The organism is Variovorax sp. 10L426, from assembly GCF_056395305.1.
On the sequence record NZ_JBFTJF010000014.1, the window covers coordinates 17,531 to 36,092 of the forward strand.

Annotated in this window: 14 protein-coding genes and 1 pseudogene; 6 read left to right on the forward strand and 9 right to left on the reverse strand. The window is 60.4% G+C overall.

The features are described from left to right. Positions 1 to 56: 56 nt before the first annotated feature. Positions 57 to 3,857, reverse strand: coding sequence for a glycosyltransferase (locus tag AC1DHL_RS20135; RefSeq protein WP_478163134.1), 3,801 nt, complete (start codon positions 3,855 to 3,857; stop codon positions 57 to 59). 185 nt (positions 3,858 to 4,042) lie between these two features. Between AC1DHL_RS20135 and AC1DHL_RS20140 the strand changes: the two are divergent. Further along, positions 4,043 to 4,236, forward strand: a pseudogene (locus AC1DHL_RS20140) (integrase core domain-containing protein); the annotation flags it as partial. A gap of 270 nt (positions 4,237 to 4,506) precedes the next feature. Here the strand turns inward: AC1DHL_RS20140 and AC1DHL_RS20145 are convergent. The 5 genes from AC1DHL_RS20145 to AC1DHL_RS20165 form a co-directional block, all read right to left on the reverse strand. Further along, positions 4,507 to 5,169: a class I SAM-dependent methyltransferase gene (locus tag AC1DHL_RS20145; RefSeq protein WP_478163135.1), complete on the reverse strand. Its 663-nt coding sequence runs from the start codon at positions 5,167 to 5,169 to the stop codon at positions 4,507 to 4,509. Positions 5,170 to 6,112: 943 nt separating this feature from the next. Next, complete coding sequence (gene gmd / locus AC1DHL_RS20150; protein WP_478163136.1) at positions 6,113 to 7,150, reverse strand: GDP-mannose 4,6-dehydratase; 1,038 nt, start codon at positions 7,148 to 7,150, stop codon at positions 6,113 to 6,115. Between the two features lie 78 nt (positions 7,151 to 7,228). After that, entirely contained in the window at positions 7,229 to 7,930 is a 702-nt protein-coding gene (locus AC1DHL_RS20155) for an ABC transporter ATP-binding protein (RefSeq protein ID WP_478163137.1), read from the reverse strand. Positions 7,931 to 7,943: 13 nt separating this feature from the next. Next, entirely contained in the window at positions 7,944 to 8,747 is an 804-nt protein-coding gene (locus AC1DHL_RS20160; RefSeq protein WP_478163138.1) for an ABC transporter permease, read from the reverse strand. Next, positions 8,744 to 10,162, reverse strand: a complete 1,419-nt coding sequence (locus AC1DHL_RS20165; RefSeq protein WP_478163238.1) for a mannose-1-phosphate guanylyltransferase/mannose-6-phosphate isomerase — start codon at positions 10,160 to 10,162, stop codon at positions 8,744 to 8,746. Before AC1DHL_RS20165 ends, AC1DHL_RS20160 begins: the two co-directional genes overlap by 4 nt. A gap of 296 nt (positions 10,163 to 10,458) precedes the next feature. On the opposite strand from AC1DHL_RS20165, the gene AC1DHL_RS20170 reads away from it, so the two are divergent. Further along, positions 10,459 to 12,234 (forward strand): glycosyltransferase family 2 protein, encoded by a 1,776-nt coding sequence (locus tag AC1DHL_RS20170; protein ID WP_478163139.1) that lies wholly within the window; start codon positions 10,459 to 10,461, stop codon positions 12,232 to 12,234. Positions 12,235 to 12,236: 2 nt separating this feature from the next. Continuing rightward, complete coding sequence (locus AC1DHL_RS20175) at positions 12,237 to 13,238, forward strand: glycosyltransferase family 2 protein (protein WP_478163140.1); 1,002 nt, start codon at positions 12,237 to 12,239, stop codon at positions 13,236 to 13,238. Position 13,239: 1 nt separating this feature from the next. Here AC1DHL_RS20175 and AC1DHL_RS20180 read toward each other — a convergent pair whose 3' ends face one another. Continuing rightward, positions 13,240 to 13,995: a glycosyltransferase family 2 protein gene (locus tag AC1DHL_RS20180; protein WP_478163141.1), complete on the reverse strand. Its 756-nt coding sequence runs from the start codon at positions 13,993 to 13,995 to the stop codon at positions 13,240 to 13,242. Between the two features lie 44 nt (positions 13,996 to 14,039). Between AC1DHL_RS20180 and AC1DHL_RS20185 the strand changes: the two genes are divergently transcribed. Both AC1DHL_RS20185 and argB read left to right on the forward strand, forming a co-directional pair. After that, positions 14,040 to 15,134: a glycosyltransferase family 4 protein gene (locus AC1DHL_RS20185; protein WP_478163142.1), complete on the forward strand. Its 1,095-nt coding sequence runs from the start codon at positions 14,040 to 14,042 to the stop codon at positions 15,132 to 15,134. Positions 15,135 to 15,220: 86 nt separating this feature from the next. Beyond that, on the forward strand, positions 15,221 to 16,114 hold the full coding sequence (gene argB / locus AC1DHL_RS20190; protein ID WP_478097630.1) for an acetylglutamate kinase: 894 nt from the start codon (positions 15,221 to 15,223) through the stop codon (positions 16,112 to 16,114). Positions 16,115 to 16,223: 109 nt separating this feature from the next. Here argB and galE read toward each other — a convergent pair whose 3' ends face one another. Further along, on the reverse strand, positions 16,224 to 17,243 hold the full coding sequence (gene galE / locus AC1DHL_RS20195; RefSeq protein WP_478163143.1) for a UDP-glucose 4-epimerase GalE: 1,020 nt from the start codon (positions 17,241 to 17,243) through the stop codon (positions 16,224 to 16,226). A 118-nt stretch (positions 17,244 to 17,361) separates the two neighbouring features. Here galE and slmA point away from each other — a divergent pair, with 118 nt between their 5' ends. Continuing rightward, positions 17,362 to 18,006 carry a nucleoid occlusion factor SlmA gene (slmA, locus tag AC1DHL_RS20200; protein ID WP_478163239.1) on the forward strand — a complete coding sequence of 215 codons (645 nt, stop codon included), beginning with the start codon at positions 17,362 to 17,364 and terminating at the stop codon, positions 18,004 to 18,006. A 28-nt stretch (positions 18,007 to 18,034) separates the two neighbouring features. Here the strand turns inward: slmA and AC1DHL_RS20205 are convergent, their stop codons facing one another. After that, complete coding sequence (locus AC1DHL_RS20205) at positions 18,035 to 18,433, reverse strand: YjjA family protein (protein WP_478097638.1); 399 nt, start codon at positions 18,431 to 18,433, stop codon at positions 18,035 to 18,037. Between the last annotated feature and the right edge of the window lie 129 nt (positions 18,434 to 18,562).

Consider the following 18,562-nt stretch of genomic DNA (forward strand, 5'->3'; position numbering starts at 1 on the left):
GAATTTCACCGCAGAGCGAATGAATTTGTCTTGGCAGAGAATGGCTCCATGCTTTCCTACAGACATCCCTTGCGCATCATCGATTCAAGCGCCATAAGCCGATCAGTAGCCCATGCGCTGTCGGAACGAACGACAAATACCAAGGCCTCATCAGCAATGAGGCCATACTTCAAAATGGTTTCTGGTGGCATTGATTGGCGTGGACTAACAGAAATGCACGTCAGACCCGCACTATTCAATCGATCAAAGAAATCGAAACCATAGAAACGAACATGATCCTCTTGGCCATAGCGCTCCAATCTTTCTGTTGGTGATTCCAAGACGTCATCGTCGGTCGTCGCCCTGCCGGACAACGGGACCTGCACGATCCCGATGCCGGTAGGCAGGAGGACGCGCGCGACCTCGCTCATCGCCTTGCGATCTTCGGGAATGTGCTCAAACACATGCAAGGCAAGAACCACGTCACAGCTCTCCGATCTCATGGGCAGGTCGGTCAACGATGCCACGACGTTGACAACTCTCCCATCGGCGGCAGGATCAGCATCGACGGTTGTCGCTGATCCAAACATTCTGCGAAACGACCGCGTTGCATGCGAAGGCGCAATCTCGATCATCGCTGTCGTATCGCGGGGCCTCGTCTGCGGTATCCAAAGAGCCCTTAGAAGAGGCGCGACAAGTTGGAGGAAGCGATGACGCTCCAATGATCCACAGTGGGGACAGCCCGCGTCAGGCCTTTGCCGTGGTCCGGGCAAAAATTCTCCGACGAAGCCGCAACAGCTACAAGCATGGTGCCCGTCGGGGACTTCCATTGCGTGGCCACGTCGACGGTTGGCAACGACCTCCGATAGAGCTGGCGGCCAATGAGCGACAGTGATTCGGGCAGGCCCATTGGAGGAATAGATCGACGAGATTGCGTTCACCGGACTCGTCCGACCAGGCGACTGCTCAACAACCCGAATGAGATAGTCCCAATCTACAAGGCGCCTCAGACTCGGCTCGAAGCGAACACTGCTCGATCGATGCACGACCTGATTGATGTCGATGAAATTGCTCTTCTGAAGTCTCTCGAAGTCAAACGGGGCGAGAAACCATGTCTTGTCGGTCACCGAGAACTCCGCTTCCCTCAATTGCACTCCATACACGAGATTCAGTGACGGATCTTCATCGAGAATGCTACTCACCCGTTCGATCCAACCTGGCCACATCAAGTTGTCGTCGTCAAGAAACGCAACCCACGGAGTATTTACTGCATCGAGAGCGACGTTTCTCGCAACCGATGAGCCACTGAATGGAGAAGGCGTCTTTAGCAACACCATCCTCAGACGGTTCACGAAGCGCTGAATCACGTCAGTGACTTCCTCCTGACCATCGTTTACCAAGATGACGACCTCGGGTGTCAGGGTTTGAGCGGCGATCGACTCGAGGGCACTCTCCAATAACTCAGGGCGATCGCACGTGGGTACGATCACGCCGACGCCACTCCTCGCCTTGGCATGGCCTCCACGACTGTTCAGTACCTTGCGACCCAGATCAAAAATAGCTTGGCGATCGAACGCAGCCGCACGCTCGACTTCGCCAGTGCGAGTATCAAGCGCCAACAGCTGGCTGGTAGTGGTTGACTTTAATTCTTCAAGCCGACTCTCTTGAACCACAATCCGCAATTCGTTGGCAGCGATCTGTTGCTCAGCGGCGGCAATCTGCCGCTCGTTGGCAGCGATCTGTTGCTCAGCGGCGGCAATCTGCCGTTCGTTGGCAGCGATCTGTTGCTCAGCAGCGGCAATCTGTCGCTCGTTGGCGCTAATCTCCTCGCTCTCCTGATCCAAAGTGACGTCAATAGATGCCTTTGATTCACGCAACGAAGCGGCCAGTGCAGCAAGCTCTCTGGTCGCCGAAGCGACAGATTCTTCATTTCGCACAGCAGATTCGCGAAGAAGAGCGATCGCTTCCTCGTATTCGGATCGTGTAGCAAACAGGCGCGCGAATTCGCGCATAATTGGCTTGACAAGAGGCCGGATGAGACGTCTAAATGACATAGGCTTGTACTGGGAGGTCAACTCGATTGGCATACCTGACGGGTTTGACCAAGCGAAGCGCTTGAAGATGGATCCTTGCGATGAATAGGCATACCGCTCAGGCGGCGGGGCATGATCGGCGCTAAAAGGCGACCCATAACGCGCAGTGAGCGCAAGAATTGCTTTGTCATTTCCGCCAGCTGAGTTATGCGATGCCCAAAGGCCTTGCTCATGACAACCAGGCCACGGCTGCACCAGATACGACGCCCCCACACGCCGGACGGTGCTGCCTGCTAGCCACTCCATCCAGTAAAGCCAGAGATCGTCGTTAAATGGTGCCAACGCCGTGAATATCGGCTGTTCCAACGCATCTGAGTGGAGCGAGCAAGGCGGATACAGAACGCCGCCTACACCCGTAGGAAAAAGATTGGGCGAAGATTCCTCGTCCTGAGTTTCGAATTGCCAGCGGTTGTAGGGCAGCACTTCGCCATTTTCGCCGAAGGTGACCCGATGGGCGCGACGGCAGAGGACTTCGTCTGATCGGCGGTAGTTGGCGACTAGCGGTTCGATGACATCGAGTGGATAGGCCGTGTCATCGTCCAACGTGATGATGAAGCTCTCTGGATAGGCTCTCAGTGCAGGAATTATTTTTTTGTAGGAACGAAGATCTTCGGTGATGCGAATGGACAAACCACATTGCTGCAAAGCCAAGACGCCTTGTGGAATCTGATCCCTGTCCTGCTTGCTCACCCACAATATCGTTTCGTCAGCTTGCACACTCTGCTGGAGGATGCGACGCAGCGTCAGCTCAAGGGTCGCAAAGCGCTTGGCGTAGCTGGTCAGTGAAACGACAAGCTGACCTGGTAATGAATGCCTTTTGCGTGGCCGTTTTTCATAGATGTAGAAATCCGCGAACGACTCGTTTTGCGGATCGTCGTTCAGGGGGTAAGGATTAGGAATGTACCGGATCAGCTGAAAATCGGCGTGATAAATATCGATCCAATCGGAAAACTTGCGATGCATGACATGCGCCGCTGGCCAATCCAAATTCTGGTTCGAAGAGTAGATGATCACATAGCGATTGGCTGATAAAAAAAGCCTTCGCATATACTCATGAAATATCTCATCCTCAATGAGATGAAAAATAACATCCAGCGACAGCGAAAGATCTGCGCGCTCATGGTTATAAGCGGAAGAATTGAGAAATTTTTTTGTCTCGTCTTGTTCGAATTTTGATCTGCATATCTCGATGCTCGTATCCGCAACATCGAATCCCAGATATGAAGGATACTCCGCCAACGCGAGCTGAGCGCCATCGCCACAGCCGAACTCGATGACCGAGTTAATTTTGTTTTCGAGAACAAAGGAATTTATTGTATTCGCCTTGAAAGCCGCCAGTCGACCGTAGGAACCGGCCCCTGAGTTGCCTCCATCGCGATATCGATCAGACCAGTATCTCGCGCTGCTGAAAGAATAATCTTGGATTTCATTGGTTTGACTTGATGGCGAGGAGAGTGCTTTCGGGCCACGGGGGCAGTGATAGGATTTTTCCAGTACAGCGAGTTGACTGGGGGAGAATGAAAAATTCTCGTTGCAGTGCCGCCCTTCTTTCTTGCCATGCGCAAGATAATGATCGAACGGGTCCAATTCCGAGTCCGCGACGTCAGGATACGCAGCGAGATACCAATCGCGATTGAAGCCTAGTGCTGCTTCGTAGGCGGATTTTGTGGGATGGCGTCCCTCGGCTTTTCCGTGCAAGCGAAAGTGCTCCTGCGGTCCAGCGCTAAAGGACAAAATGTCTGGGTAAAAGGTCGCATACCAATCAGGATCGAAATCAGAGTTCATTGTGTGGTCGCTACTATCGAGTAGCGGAGACTGCGCGGATATCGGTTCGTGGTCATCGACTCCGCATTGGAGAAACAGTAGTTCGCACGCTGCGGTTCGCGCAAGCGCGGGTCTGGAAATCCTAGCAGGCTGCTGACATGCCGCTCGCCAGTCGGCGCGCGGTATCCCACAGGCGTTGGAAGTTGACCAATGGCATGGCCGAGAACTTCGCGAACACCTTCCGGCGTGACTACCTCAGACGTATAGACCTCAGCGATGCGCCAACTGTGCCGGCACAGTTGCCCGCGGCGTTCGAGCACTTCAATGAGGTGCACCCGCACTCGAGCCTGAAGATGTCAAGATGCGATCACCCAGGGAATTCAGGCAGCTTCGAACTGCCGACAGGCGCTACATTGCGAATAGGCCGTGTCCGGTTGTACGGGAGGCAAGATCACAACGACAGAAGGCCCCGCCGCCGAAGCGATGGTGCCTTGTTCATGGTGGTGGTGCAGACGCCTGCACCAGGTCCGCGTAGCCTACTCCGGTGCTGAGGTCGATGGCGTCTGGTTGAGCTGAGCTCGCCAGACCGCGCGGACGGGGTGGGGCGGCTTACCGAGCGGCTGGCTCTGGCTATAAGACGGCGGCTGATCGCTCACAGGGAGGTCCTTTCTCAAATGGCGGACAAGATCGCGGTGGTCTGGCCCAGATCACCGAAAAATCGAGGTGAACCGAACCCCAGGTGCTTGGCCCAGACAACGATCGATTGGCTCTCAATGAAGGTATTGAGGTGTGGCGTAGTGCTCGCGCGCTGCTGCTCGATCGTGTGTTCGAAAACGCTCCAGTGCTGGCTGGCGGCAAACTCCAAGAAGGAAAAGACGAGCATCCCGCCCGGCTTAAGAGCGCGCCGTATGTCTGCCATGTACATGTAGCTCTCGTGGTGCAGCAAGTGCGTGAACACACTGAAGGCGCAGGCAATGTCGATACTGCCGTCTTCGGCTGGCACCGAGAGCTCAGGGTGCCGTAAGAAGCGGTAGTGCGGCGGTGTTTTAGACGCTGCGTAGTCGAGGAGGTCCTGCACAACATCAGTGCCGAGATACTCGATGGTCAAGCCGGACTTTGCCAACGCATTGGCAAGCCGTCCGCTACCACAGCCCAAATCGAAGATTGACATGCCGTCGACCAAGCCTGCCTTCTTAAGCAAGCGCATCTCGATCTCACCGGCGCGGTCGTAGTTGCCGCCTACCGCAAGCGACATTGCTTCATCGAGGGGATAGGAGGCTTTGAGTGCGGCGACGTGCCGTTCATAGTCTTCGACGAAATGAAACTGTGCCATTTTTTCCTCTGGTGTTGGAAAGCCGGATTGTGTAGCAGAACCTTGCCCAATCAGCCACCGTGCGCGCTTACCTGGCCAGAAAGCGGTGACGCCAGCGGCGTTGAAACGACAGAAGGCCCTCACCGCCGAAGCAGTGGGAGCCTTTCTGGCCTTGATGCCGCGGCTGGAGCCGATGAAGCCGCTGTTGCGGTGACGAACGTGTCGATCTTGGTCGAGGCTGTGTGCAAACTCATCGCAGTCGCTGTCACTTCGAATGTCGACCTCTCAGATGGGCCCAGGCTGCGTTTTTGCGAATGCGCCAAGGGGTCAGGGACCCCTGAAAACATGACTCGACGGAGTTTTCACACAGCCTCGGCCGGTTCCCGACGCTTTTGAACGAACCGCGACGTGTGGCCTTATCGGCGACTTGCAGGTACCGCGCCACCGTGCGCTTGCTGATGCCGGCTGCCTTGGCCGAAGCTCATCGTACACGCCCGAAATGCGATCTCGCACATAGGCGCCACTTGTTCGCGGTATTGTGATCAATGCCTAAAACCTTCGCCACCTCTGTGCTTGCCTTGTCGGGTCCTTCACAGGCCAACACGATGCGCGCGCAACGCCAGAGCTGCGGGTAACGATCGTGACCTCGCCATCAATCTCAGTTCGGCGCGCTCCCCTTCCGTGAGCGCGGCTATGGCCGTGCGGGTATGTGCGTTAGGCATGGGGCATCTCCAAGGATGCCTCATCCCATGCAGCTCTTGTGCCTACGAATTAACGGGACGGGACACCAGTGCGGTAGTGCCACACGTACGGATCTGTGCGGGGGGCGGGGAGTAGTCACCGACCGCGACCGCTAGACAACCAAGACGCGTACCAGAAGACGGCGAGGGTGGCTCGCGAAGATGCGCTGCTCAAATTCGGCTGAAGGCGCTGGGGCCTGAGTAGACGAGACCCCACATACGGGTCAGAACGAGAAGCCCTGCGCGTTTCGCCGCAGATCGGCCTCGACCATCATCTGGCACAACTGCTCCAGCTTCGTAGTCGGCTCCCAGCCGAGTTTCTCCTTGGCCTTGGCGGGATTCCCAATCAGGAGCTCGACCTCGGCGGGGCGGTAGTATCTGGGGTTGATGGTGAGCACGGTCTTGCCGGTTGCCGTGTCGACCGCCGACTCGCTTTCGCCGATGCCATTGAAGTCCACCGCGATGCCTGCGCCCTTGAACGCCATGCGAACGAAGTCCCGGACCGTCTCCGTCCGATTCGTGGCCAGCACGAAGGTGTCGGGCTCGTCGATCTGCAGCATCTTCCACATCCCCTCGACATACTCCTTGGCAAAGCCCCAGTCGCGCTTGGCATCCAGGTTTCCGAGCTGAAGAACATCCAGCTTTCCGAGCTTGATCTTGGCGACGCCATCCGTGATCTTGCGGGTGACGAACTCGCGGCCGCGCAGCGGACTCTCGTGGTTGAAAAGAATGCCGCTGCTGCCGAATATGCCGTAGCTCTCGCGGTAGTTCACGGTCATCCAGTGCGCATAGAGCTTGGCCACGCCGTAGGGGCTACGAGGATAGAAGGGCGTGCTTTCCACCTGCGGCACGGCCTGGACCTTGCCGAACATCTCGGAGGTGCTGGCCTGGTAGAACCTGATCTTCGGGTTTTCCAGGCGGATCGCCTCGAGCAGATTGAGTGCGCCCATCGCAGTGATCTGCGCCGTGGTCGTCGGTTGATCGAAGCTCACGCCGACGAAGCTCTGCGCCGCCAGGTTGTAGACCTCGTTGGGCTCGGCATGCTTGATCAGCGACAGCGAACTGCCTAGATCGGTCATGTCGTGCTCGACAAGCTTCAGATCCGGATGGCCCTTGATGCCAAGTTCTTCGATACGCCAGAAGTTGACGGAACTGCTCCTGCGGAACGCACCAAAGACGGTGTACCCCTTGCTGAGCAAAAGTTCAGTCAGGTAAGCGCCATCCTGCCCAGTAACGCCGGTGACCAAGGCCCGTTTTTTCATAGCGATCCTCTTAACCAAATATTGCGCCGCGCCAGCGCCTTCTCGACCGATGGGACGTGTACCCTGCAATGTTGCAGGTCACTGTTCGACGATCCGCCCATGCTCAAGATGGATGACCCGATTGCACTCCTTTGCAATCAGGTCAGGCGAATGCGAAGCCAGCACAAGGATGCCAGACTTTGTGACCACATCTTTCATCCGCTTTTCGGCCTTCTCGGTGAACTCCGCGTCCCCAACAGACAACCATTCGTCCATCAGTAGGATATCTGCCTCGACGCTGGTCGAGATGGAGAAAGCCAGCCGCATCAACATCCCTGTCGAATAGGTGCGCACTGGCATATTGACGTATTCGCCGAGGCCGCTGAAATCGCAGATCTCTGGTGTGAGCGCGTCGATCTGCTTCTTGTTCATGCCCATCACGAGGCCTCGGAGCATGATGTTCTCGACGCCGGTGGCGTCGGGCTCGATTCCCAGCGAAGGGTCGATCAAACTAGAAACCGTGCCCTTCCTCACGAATTCGCCAGACGAAGGCTCATATACCCCAGCGAGTGCTCTAAGCAGCGTGGATTTGCCGGCGCCGTTATGGCCGACTAACCCTAGCCGGTCCCCACTTTTCAGTTCGAGGTTGATGTTGCTCAGTGCCTGAACCACGTTGACGCCGGTTTCCTTGCCAAAGCGGCCGCCGGTGACAGATGCCGCGAGCGTCTTCTTGAATGAAGCCGCACCGGCCCCGTAGATTGGGAAATTGACCGAGACGTCCTTGAGAGAAATGAATGCCATGGTTCTTGCTTTTTTACAGCCAGTAGACGACGCGGCGACGATACTTCGCAAACAGAAGGCTTGACCCGATCAAGGTGGCTGCCGTCCATCCAAGGATGCCCCACCAATTGTGACTTTCCGCCACACCACCCATCAGCGGTGTGCGCAGAAGGTCTAGCATCTGCGCGAAGGGGTTCCATAGGATGTACTTTGCGCGTCCGGGTAGGCTGGACGGCAGCCAGAATACGGGCGTGAGGAACATCAGCATTTGCATCACGCTGATGACGATCTGGGTGACATCCCGGAACCGCGTACAGACGAGCCCGAGCGCAATGCCCACCGCCTGAGCATTAATGAGCAAGAGTAGGAAAGCCGGCACAAAAAGCAGCGCCGACCACGATAGCGTGATGCCGGCCCAGATCGCTACGGGAATGTAGAGCACGATCTGATGGGCGAACTGGATCAGATTCCGCGCCATGCTGCGCCACACGAACAGGCTGATGGGAAAGTAGCCCTGCTTCAGATAGTTTCCGGAGCCGATGAACGCGTTGCAGGAGTCGGTCACCATGCTCGAGAAGAAGCCCCAGAAAATGATGCCGAGCGCCAGGTGCGGGAAGAACATCGAGAGTTCGGTTCCGAATAGCGAACTGTAGAGCGGCCCCATCCCGCCAATCATTGCGCCCATGCTCAACGTCAGCCATAGCGGCCCCAGCATGGAGCGGCGATAGCGCAGAACAATGTCGAACCAGGCAAGGGTCCACCAGATGTCTGTGCGGCGCGTGCCCTCCCACCAGTCGGCCCAAGCGGTACGGTGCAAATTGGAATGTGCCTGGCTCATGCGCGTCCGTAGGTATCCGCGAGCCGCACGATGTCGTCTTCGCCGAGATAGGCGCCGCATTGAACTTCGATGAGCACGAGTTCATCTTCACCAATATTTGTCAATCTGTGTTTCTCCTTAAGGGGGATGTACCGGTATTCGCCGGGTGACGTGCGGTATTCGGTTTCTCCGACCTGAACCATGGCGCTTCCCTGCACGACGACCCAGTGTTCTGCTCGCTGGTGATGATATTGGAGCGAAAGCGCCTCGCCCGGCTTCACCGTGATGCGCTTGACCTTGTATCCATCTTCTTCCTTGAGAGACGCGTAGGTGCCCCATGGTCGACGTACGACGGCGGGCAGGTGAACGGTCTCGTGCTTGCGGGCATTCAGAGCATCGACAATTCGTCTGACGTCTTGCGCACTGTTCTTGTGTGCCACGAGAAGTGCATCGGGTGTGTCGACAATGATCAGATCGTGCACGCCGAGCGTGGCCACTACTTTGGGACCGTGGCTGTCGACTTGCACATGGGTGCCCGTGGTATCGAGCGCAACGACGTCTAGCGGCATCGTGTTGCCATTGGCGTCGCCAGGATGGGCCTTCGCGACCGACGGCCACGAGCCGACGTCGCTCCAGCCGAACTTGGCCGGCACCACGTGGACATTGTCGGCGCGCTCCATCACTGCATAGTCGATGCTGATGTCGGGCTGCAGGCCGAAGGTGCGCAAGTCGAATTGGACAGTGTTGCCCACGGCGCTCGACGAGTCGAGCGCGCGGCGGGCGCCGGCCAGAACCTCCGGCGCGTGTCGTTCGAATGCCGCGAGGACGGCGTCCGCGGTAAAGCAAAACATGCCGCTGTTCCAGTAGTAGCGGCCGGTCGCGAGGTATTCCTGCGCAGTCTGCTGGTCCGGCTTTTCCACGAAGCGCCTGGCTGGCTGGCTATCGCGCGATACCTTGTCCACCTCGATGTACCCAAAACCAGTGTCTGGGCTGGTCGGACTGATGCCGAACACCACGAGAGATCCCTGCGCCGCGAGTCGGAAGGCTTGGCTCGCACTGGCAACGAATGCTTCGACATCGGAAACCAGATGGTCGGCCGAAAGGACGAGCATCACCGTGTCGCCGCTGAATTGCTTCACGCACTGGAGCGCCGCGAGCGCAATGGCGGGCCCGGTATTGCGACCCTTGGGCTCGAGAAGCATCGTCGCATCGGGCGAAACCGGAAGTTGCCGCAGCACGTCCTTCGTAAGAAACAGGTGTTCCTTGTTGGTCACGACCATCAGGTCGCCCGTGCCGCATGCCTGCCCTCGCTCGATCGCCTGCTGAAGCAAGGTTGACCCACCAAGCTTCATGAACGGCTTAGGAAAGGCCTCGCGCGAGGCGGGCCATAGGCGGGAGCCTGCGCCTCCCGCGAGCACGACTGAAAGCAAGCGCATTTTTTTGGGGGTGTGAAGAGGAGGGATAATTTTACCGACCCGGCTGTCGGGGAAATTCAGGCAGAACCGGTAATCGGTCCTTATGTCCAAAAGCACACGCGAAACCACCATCTTGCCAGCCCTTTCAAAGAATGCGTTGGCTCCGCGTATCAAGTTTCGCGTCTTCGATCCAGGAAAAGGCCTTCGTGCCGAATAAGCCGAACCACTCCCGATCATTTGTGAAACCTGCACTTCCTACCGTCTCGATCGAGCCGCAAGCGGCCTCCGGGGGGCGCACCTCGGGCCGCATTCAGCGGATGCTCCGCCTGCTCCGCACCTCGGGCTGGCGCGGCCTCCAATGGACCCTGCGCCAACGCTTCGGCCGCGGCCTCGACTATGCCAAGTGGATCGCCGACAACGACACCCTGACCCCGCAACTGCGAGAAGCGATCTCGCAGCGTACGGCCGCAATGAAGGCGCCGCCGCTGATCTCGGTGCTCATGCCCACCTACAACCCGAACCCCGCATGGCTGCGCGAGGCCATCGAGTCGGTGCGCAGCCAGATCTATCCCCATTGGGAGCTCTGCATCGCGGACGACGCCTCGACCTCCGTCGAGGTGCGAGACATCCTGAAGTCCTACGCCGAGTCGGACGCGCGTATCAAGGTGGTCTTCCGGCCCCAGAATGGCCACATCTCGGCTTCGTCGAACAGCGCGCTCGCGCTCGCGACTGGGCCATGGCTGGCGCTCATGGATCACGACGACCTGCTGCCGCCACACGCGCTGTTCTGCGTGGCGGATTGCATTGCCGCGCATCCGGACGTGTGCCTGATCTATTCGGACGAAGACAAGATCGACGAATCCGGCCGGCGCTTCGACCCCTATTTCAAGTCGGACTGGAACGTCGACCTGTTCCGCTCGCAGAACATGTTCAGCCATCTCGGCGTCCTGTCCACCGACCTGGTGCGTGAAGTGAGCGGTTTTCGCCTCGGCCTCGAAGGCTCGCAGGATTGGGACCTGGTGCTGCGCTGCATGGAGCGCGTCGAGGGCCGGCAGATCCGTCATTTGCCTCGTGTGCTCTATCACTGGCGGGTGCACAGCGAAAGCACAGCCGGTTCGATGGACGCCAAGCCGTATGCGGCAGTAGCGGGTGAGCGTGCTCTCAACGAGCACTTTGCGCGCACGGGTGTTCGCGCGACTGCGGAACACATTGGCGTCGGCTATCGCGCACGCTACGCACTTCCCGAGTCTCCGCCACTGGTGTCGCTGATCATTCCGACCACTCGCAATGCCGCCCCGGCGATCCGCCGATGCCTGGACTCCTTGCTCCAGAAGACGGCGTATCCGAACTACGAGATCGTGGTCGCATCGACCGACGCGGATGCACCGGCCTGGCTGCAAGCTGTTGCGAAGGAGCCCAGGGTGCGCGTGGTCCGGATCGGGCAGCCATCCGATGACGTCGCTGCCCTCAATGCAGCGGTCGAGGCCGCGCAAGGCAGCGTGCTGGCCCTCCTCAGCGACCAACTCGAGGTCAAGTCGGCCGACTGGCTCGCCGAGATGGTGAGTCTCGCCCTCCAGCCCGGCGTGGGCGCAGTGGGTGCGCGCCTGTGGTACCCAGTGGGGGCGCTGCAGCATGCAGGGGTGATCCTCGGCGTTGGCGGCGTAGCCGGGTTTTCTCACCGGGGGATGCCGCCCGCGAGGGAGGGCTACTGCGGTCGAGCGGCGCTGATCCAATCCCTATCGGCGGTTTCCGGCGTCTGTCTCGTCGTCCGCAAGTCCCACTACCAACAGGTGGGGGGAATGGACGCGGTCCACCTGAAGGAAACGTTCGCCGATGTCGACCTTTGCCTGCGCCTGAAGGAGGCCGGTCTGCGCAATGTATGGACGCCCTACGCTGAACTGATCCACGATGGATCGCCCTGGCCCTCGAAGACGAAGCACTTTCGGCAAGACGCTGCGTACATGCAGCAGCGCTGGGCCGATGCCCTCCGCAACGATCCTGCCTACAGCCCAAACCTGACGCTCCAGATTGAGGACTTCACCTACGCATGGCCGTCCCGTGCACCGTGGTACTCCGAGGCCGCAAAAATCTGAACATGGCAAAAGCCCCGCTGTCCATCTCCGTCGCCCTGTGCACCTACAACGGTGCCGCCTTCATCCGCGAACAGGTCCGGAGCATCTGCCTGCAGTCTCGACCCCCGCAGGAGATCGTGCTGTCCGACGATGCATCGAGTGACGATTGCGTCGAAATCGCTCGGGCCGCGGTCGCGGAGTGCGCCGCCGAACGCCCAGGGCATCCGGTCGCCCTGCGTGTGCTGCAGAACACCACTGCGTTGCGCGTCACGAAGAACTTCGAACAGGCGGTGCGTGCCTGCGAAGGCGACCTGATCGCGCTGAGCGACCAGGACGACGTGTGGAAGCCGGACCGGCTTGCGCGCATGGCCGCCGAATTCGAACGGCGCCCCGACCTCTTGCTGCTGCATACCGACGCCCGCCTGGTCGACGACGATCGGAAGGATCTTGGCCAATCCCTCTTCCACGCGCTGGAGGTCAAGCCCTTCGAAATGAACTGGATCCACGGCGGCAACGCGTTCGACGTGTTCCTTCGCCGCAATCTCGTGACCGGCGCGACGGCGATCTTCCGGCGCAGCTTGCTGGCCGACGCCGCACCGTTCCCGGTGGAATGGCTGCACGATGAATGGCTCGCGATCGTTGCCTCGACGGTGGGTGGCGTCGACGTGCTGGAAGCCGAACTGATCGAATATCGCCAGCATGCATCCAACCAGATCGGCGCGCGGCGCGACACGTTCATGGGCAAGATTCGCAAGGCGCTGGCGTCACGCGGTGATACGCACGTCAAGCGCGCGATCAAGGCAGAGCTTCTTCTCGAGCGCCTCTTGACGCTGGGCGACCGGGTGTCGCCTGTCACGATCGAGAAGGTGCGCTCGAAAATCGAGCATCAGCGATTCCGGGCCGCATTGCCGGCAAGACGCATCGAGCGCTGCGTCCCGGTCCTGCGTGAGGCCATGACAGGCCGCTACGACAAGTTCGGCCGCGGGGTGCGGGGCGTTGTCCGGGACCTGTTCGAGTCGGTTTGAATCAGCCCGCCCGCTCCATCCGCCAATAACGCCAGAACGCGGCCGACGACCACACCTTGAGCAGACTGGTCACGTGCCAGTAAAGGTGCCGCTTGCTTTGATGGCTGGCCCGTCGTGCATCGTGCCGGGCTTGCAGATCCTCCGCGATCTGCAACTTCCACCCGGCGAGGCGCAGGCGGGCGCAGATGTCGAAATCCTCGCCATACATGAAGAAGCGTTCGTCGAAGCCTTCGATCTGGCGGTAGGCCTCGCTGCGAAAGAGCATGAACAGGCCGGGAATCCACGACGGCACCACAGGCCGCACATAGTCGGGACGCTTGCGCGAGACGATCTCGAGCGGCGTGATGATCGCCCGGTGCTGCTCGGGCGTTGGCTTCCCGGGCTCGAGGATCCGGGGCGCCAGCAGTCCGCTGTCCGGCGCGGCTTGTGCAATCAGTGGTGCGAGCACGTCGCTGTCGAAGCGGATGTCCGGATTCAGCACGAGGAACCATGGCGTGGCGCAGCGCGCAAATGCCTGGTTGTGATTGGCGCCGAAGCCCTTGGGCGCGGCATTCTCGATGCGTTCGATCTCGAAGCCCCAGGTCCGGCCTGCCAGCAGATCGGGCTCCGGGATGTTGATCGTGAGTACGACCTTGGCGACGATGTCCCGGTTGAACTGGTCCAACTCCTCGATCAGCGGGAGCACGAGTTCGAGTTGACCGTGACTCACGATCGAGACGGTGATGGGCTTGGGTTGTCCGGATGAGGGCGTCGGCATGGTCTAATTTCGCCCGGGGATTCTAGGGTTCCCGCTCCATATCCATGATTGCACTGATCGTCATCAGCTTCCTCATCTCCGCCCTGGGCGTTCAGATTTTCATGCGCCGCGCGCGCCGGCATGCGAGGCGCTATGGCGCCGACATGCCGCAACGCTTTCACAAGGGCCATGTGCCGCGCCTTGGTGGGGCCGGCATCTTCCTGGGAATGGGGGTGGCGTGGATGGTCGCGGGGATCAGTTCCGACCCGTTCAATGTGTCCTGGCCACTCAAGACCTCCGGGCTGACGCTGCTTTGCCTCGCTCCGGCTGCGCTCGGCGGCATCGTGGAGGACGTGACGCAGAGGGTCTCGGTGCGATATCGGCTCGGTCTCACCATCGGCTCCGCGCTTCTGGTCTGCTGGGTGCTGCAGTTGGGCGTGGCGCGCACCGGGTTCCCGTTCATCGATGGCTGGCTCCAGGCGATGCCGTTCGCGGCGATGGTCTTCGCCGCACTTGCCATCGGCGGCCTGCCGCACGCCTTCAACATCATCGACGGATACAACGGCCTGGCGGGTACTGTTGCGGTGCTGGTGTGTCTTGCCATTTCGCACGTGGCCCTGCAGGTGGGCGATCGTCAGCTCGCGGCCATGGTGATCTGCCTGGTCGGCGCCACGCTCGGCTTCCTGATCTGGAACTACCCGCGCGGCAAGATCTTTGCCGGGGACGGCGGCGCCTATGTCTGGGGCATGGTGATCGCGGTGGCCGCCGTCACGCTGGTGCAGCGCCACCGGGTCGTCTCGCCGTGGTTCCCGATGCTGCTGCTGATCTATCCGGTCTGGGAGACGGTGTTTTCCATCTACCGCAAGGTCGCTCGCGGTCAGTCGCCCGGCATGGCGGATGCGCTTCACTTTCACCAATTGATCTTTCGGCGGATCGTCCGGGTGGCATTTGCGGACGACGAAGCGCGCCAATTGCTCGCGCGCAACAACCGGACGTCGCCGTACCTGTGGATCTTCGCGGCGCTGACGGTCGTGCCGGCGGTGCTGTTCTGGAACAACACGCTCGTCCTGATGGCGTTCTGCGCATTGTTTGTCGCCACCTACGTGGCAGCCTACCTGATGATCGTGCGGTTCAAGGTGCCCCGCTGGTTGAGGCCTTAGTTGCGCGGCATCTTCAGAATGATCCAGGCGTGTCGGGGCCGGCAAGTTCCGCCACAATTCGGCTCTCTTTGTTCCGTTGCACACCCATGACCGATCCTGTGCTCAACATTCCCCCCCGTGACAAGGCCGAGATCCTGGCCCAGGCGCTGCCATACATCCGCAAGTTCCACGGCAAGACCATCGTCATCAAGTACGGTGGCAACGCCATGACGGACCCTGAGCTTCAGGCCGACTTCGCCGAGGACGTGGTGCTGCTCAAGCTGGTCGGCATGAACCCGGTCGTGGTTCATGGCGGCGGCCCGCAGATCGAGGCGGCGCTCAACCGGCTCGGCAAGAAGGGTCACTTCATCCAGGGCATGCGGGTGACCGACTCCGAAACCATGGAAGTCGTCGAGTGGGTGCTGGCCGGCGAGGTGCAGCAGGACATCGTTGGCCTCATCAACCAGGCCGGTGGCAAGGCTGTCGGCCTCACGGGGCGCGACGGCGGGCTGATTCGCGCGCAGAAGCTCAAGATGGCCGACCGCAACGATCCCAACGTGGAGCACGACGTGGGGCAGGTCGGCGACATCGTCTCGATCGACCCGAGCGTGGTCAAGGCGCTGCAGGACGATGCCTTCATCCCGGTTGTGAGCCCGATCGGCTTCGGCGAGCAGAACGAGAGCTACAACATCAACGCCGACGTCGTCGCCGGCAAGCTGGCCACGGTGCTCAAGGCCGAGAAGCTGATGATGCTCACCAACACCCCGGGCGTGCTCGACAAGAGCGGCAATCTGCTGACCAATCTGAGCGCCCGCGAGATCGACGAGCTCTTTGCCGACGGCACCATCTCCGGCGGCATGCTGCCGAAGATCGAGGGCGCGCTCGACGCCGCCAAGAGTGGCGTGAATGCGGTGCACATCATCGATGGCCGCGTTCCGCATGCGATGCTGCTTGAAATTCTCACCGAGCAGGCTTTCGGCACCATGATTCGAGCTAGATAGGCTCGCCCCCAGGCTGCGCGCACTTCGTGTCGCTTCGCCAACCCCCTACCGGGGGCAACACCAGCGGCCCGGCGGAGCCGGTTCCGCGGTGTTCCGCGAATGGTCCCCTTTAACTTTCGTAGCCCCTGGGGTTGGCTTGCTGCCAGCGCCAGCTGTCGGCGCACATCTGGTCCAGGTCGCGCTGAGCACGCCAGCCGAGGGTTGCTTCCGCCAGGGATGGGTCGCCCCAGTAGGCGGGGACGTCGCCCGGACGCCGGGGGCCGATCTCGTAGGCGATGCGTCGGCCGCTGGCTCGTTCGAAGGCGTTCACCACTTCGAGCACCGACGCGCCTTGGCCTGTGCCCAGGTTGAGCTTCAATAGTCCGGGCTTTTGCTCGGCGTGGCGCAAGGCCGCCACGTGGCCTTCGGCCAGGTCCATCACGTGCACGTAGTCGCGCACGCCGGTGCCGTCGGGGGTCGGGTAGTCGCCGCCGTGGACGGCGAGCTTGTCGCGCAGGCCGACGGCAACCTGGCAGACGAAGGGCATGAGATTGTTCGGCTTGCCTTGCGGATGCTCGCCGATCAGCCCGCTTTCATGGGCGCCGACGGGGTTGAAATAGCGCAGCAGCGCAATGCGCCAGTCGGGGTGGGCGCGCTGCAGGTCCGACAGCGCCTCCTCGACCATCAGCTTCGAACGTCCATAGGGGTTCGCCGGGCGCAGCGGTGCGTCTTCCGGTATCGGCGACCGGTCGGGGTCGCCGTACACGGTGGCGGAGGACGAGAAGATCAGATTGCGCACGCCGGCTGCCTGCATCGCCGCCGCCAGCACGAAAGTGCCGTGCACGTTGTTGTCGTAGTAGGTGATCGGATCGGCGACCGAATCGCCCACCGCCTTGAGCCCCGCAAAATGAATGACGCCGCTGATGGCGTGCTCGCGAAAAAGCTTGTCGAGCAAGTCGCGGTCGCGCACGTCGCCTTCGATGAAGCGTGGCGTCGTGCCGATGATTCGCGTCAGCCGGTCGAGCACGCGGACGTCGCTGTTGCACAGGTTGTCCAGAATCACGGGCACGTAGCCGACCGCGGCAAGCGCCACGCAGGTGTGGCTACCGATGAAGCCGGCGCCGCCGGTGACGAGAATGGATGGGCTCATTGCTTCGGTTCAGGCAGTGAAAGTACCTGTAGATTCTGCGCGACAAGCAGGGGATGCCCGGTTGGCACGCGCTAACTGCACTGTGCGAGAATCATTTTTTTACATTTTGCACGCACCCATGCAGAACGATGAGTCAAGCGCCCTAGGCGCCTCCAGCAGTTCAGAACCGGTGGCGGTAGCGCCGCGCAAGCGGCCGAAGCCGGGAGAGCGGCGCGTGCAGATCCTCCAGGCTCTTGCTTCCATGCTCGAACAGCCGGGTGCCGAACGCGTGACCACGGCGGCTCTCGCGGCGAGGCTGGAAGTCAGCGAAGCCGCGCTCTACCGCCACTTCGCGAGCAAGGCGCAGATGTTCGAGGGCCTGATCGACTTCATCGAACAAAGTGTTTTCACCCTCGTCAACCAGATCGTCGAGCGCGATGCGCCAGGGCGCGAGCAGGCAGCACGCATCGTCGCGATGCTCGTGCAGTTTGCCGAGAAGAACCCGGGCATGACGCGCGTCATGGTGGGAGACGCATTGGTTTTCGAGAACGAGCGCCTTCAGAGCCGCATGAATCAGTTCTTCGACAAGATCGAGGCGACGCTGCGCCAATCCCTGCGGGATGCCGCATCGGAGGACGGTGCGGCCACGCCCACTGTCGATGCGCAGGTGCGGGCCTCGGCGCTTACCGCCTTCGTGGTGGGGCGGCTGCAGCGTTTTGCACGCTCGGGCTTCAGGCGCGCCCCCTCAGAGCATCTTGATGCGGCGGTTGCGCTGATGCTCTGAGCCGCGAAAGCGAATTGCGTTCTGCCCCTCAGATCATCGACTTCGCCTGATTCAGGACAAAGTCGCACGCCTTCTTGGTCAGCTCGGCCTTGAGCCCGCCGCCGGTCAGGTCGAGCTTCTTGCCCTCGGTGCTGGTCAGAATGCCCTGGGAGCCTTCCACATACCCGGTGTCGGACGCGGGCTTGCCGCCCGGGATCTTGCTCATCAGCTGATCCTTCAGGGACGAGGCGCCGTTGCCGCTCAGATAGTTGTTCTTCAGGCAGTACTCCAGCACACCCGCGGCGTTGCCCACGCTGCCGGATGTCATGGAGGACGCGCCAGCCGAGCCGCCGGCCAGCCCTTTGAGCATGTCCAGGCCCTGCGCTTGCGCGCCGCCCAGGGCACCGAGCAGGACCAGCACGAAGCCGTGCCGAGTGAATTGATTCATTTACCACTCCTTGAAAGCATGCAAAAACCTCGGAAACCATAGCGCATGACCACGGCGTGGCGACGACGACATTGAAACAGTTCGTCGGCAGAATGAGAGATCTCGACGAGCCAGCTTTCAAACATGAAG

Coding starts and splice junctions, on each gene's coding strand:
- argB (WP_478097630.1), top strand. CDS start 15,221: ATGACCGATCCTGTGCTCAACATTCCCCCCCGTGACAAGGCCGAGATC.
- AC1DHL_RS20165 (WP_478163238.1), bottom strand. CDS start 10,162: ATGCGCTTGCTTTCAGTCGTGCTCGCGGGAGGCGCAGGCTCCCGCCTA.
- AC1DHL_RS20180 (WP_478163141.1), bottom strand. CDS start 13,995: ATGCCGACGCCCTCATCCGGACAACCCAAGCCCATCACCGTCTCGATC.
- AC1DHL_RS20205 (WP_478097638.1), bottom strand. CDS start 18,433: ATGAATCAATTCACTCGGCACGGCTTCGTGCTGGTCCTGCTCGGTGCC.
- galE (WP_478163143.1), bottom strand. CDS start 17,243: ATGAGCCCATCCATTCTCGTCACCGGCGGCGCCGGCTTCATCGGTAGC.
- AC1DHL_RS20170 (WP_478163139.1), top strand. CDS start 10,459: ATGCTCCGCCTGCTCCGCACCTCGGGCTGGCGCGGCCTCCAATGGACC.
- gmd (WP_478163136.1), bottom strand. CDS start 7,150: ATGAAAAAACGGGCCTTGGTCACCGGCGTTACTGGGCAGGATGGCGCT.
- AC1DHL_RS20145 (WP_478163135.1), bottom strand. CDS start 5,169: ATGGCACAGTTTCATTTCGTCGAAGACTATGAACGGCACGTCGCCGCA.
- AC1DHL_RS20160 (WP_478163138.1), bottom strand. CDS start 8,747: ATGAGCCAGGCACATTCCAATTTGCACCGTACCGCTTGGGCCGACTGG.
- AC1DHL_RS20175 (WP_478163140.1), top strand. CDS start 12,237: ATGGCAAAAGCCCCGCTGTCCATCTCCGTCGCCCTGTGCACCTACAAC.
- AC1DHL_RS20185 (WP_478163142.1), top strand. CDS start 14,040: ATGATTGCACTGATCGTCATCAGCTTCCTCATCTCCGCCCTGGGCGTT.
- slmA (WP_478163239.1), top strand. CDS start 17,362: ATGCAGAACGATGAGTCAAGCGCCCTAGGCGCCTCCAGCAGTTCAGAA.
- AC1DHL_RS20155 (WP_478163137.1), bottom strand. CDS start 7,930: ATGGCATTCATTTCTCTCAAGGACGTCTCGGTCAATTTCCCAATCTAC.
- AC1DHL_RS20135 (WP_478163134.1), bottom strand. CDS start 3,857: ATGAACTCTGATTTCGATCCTGATTGGTATGCGACCTTTTACCCAGAC.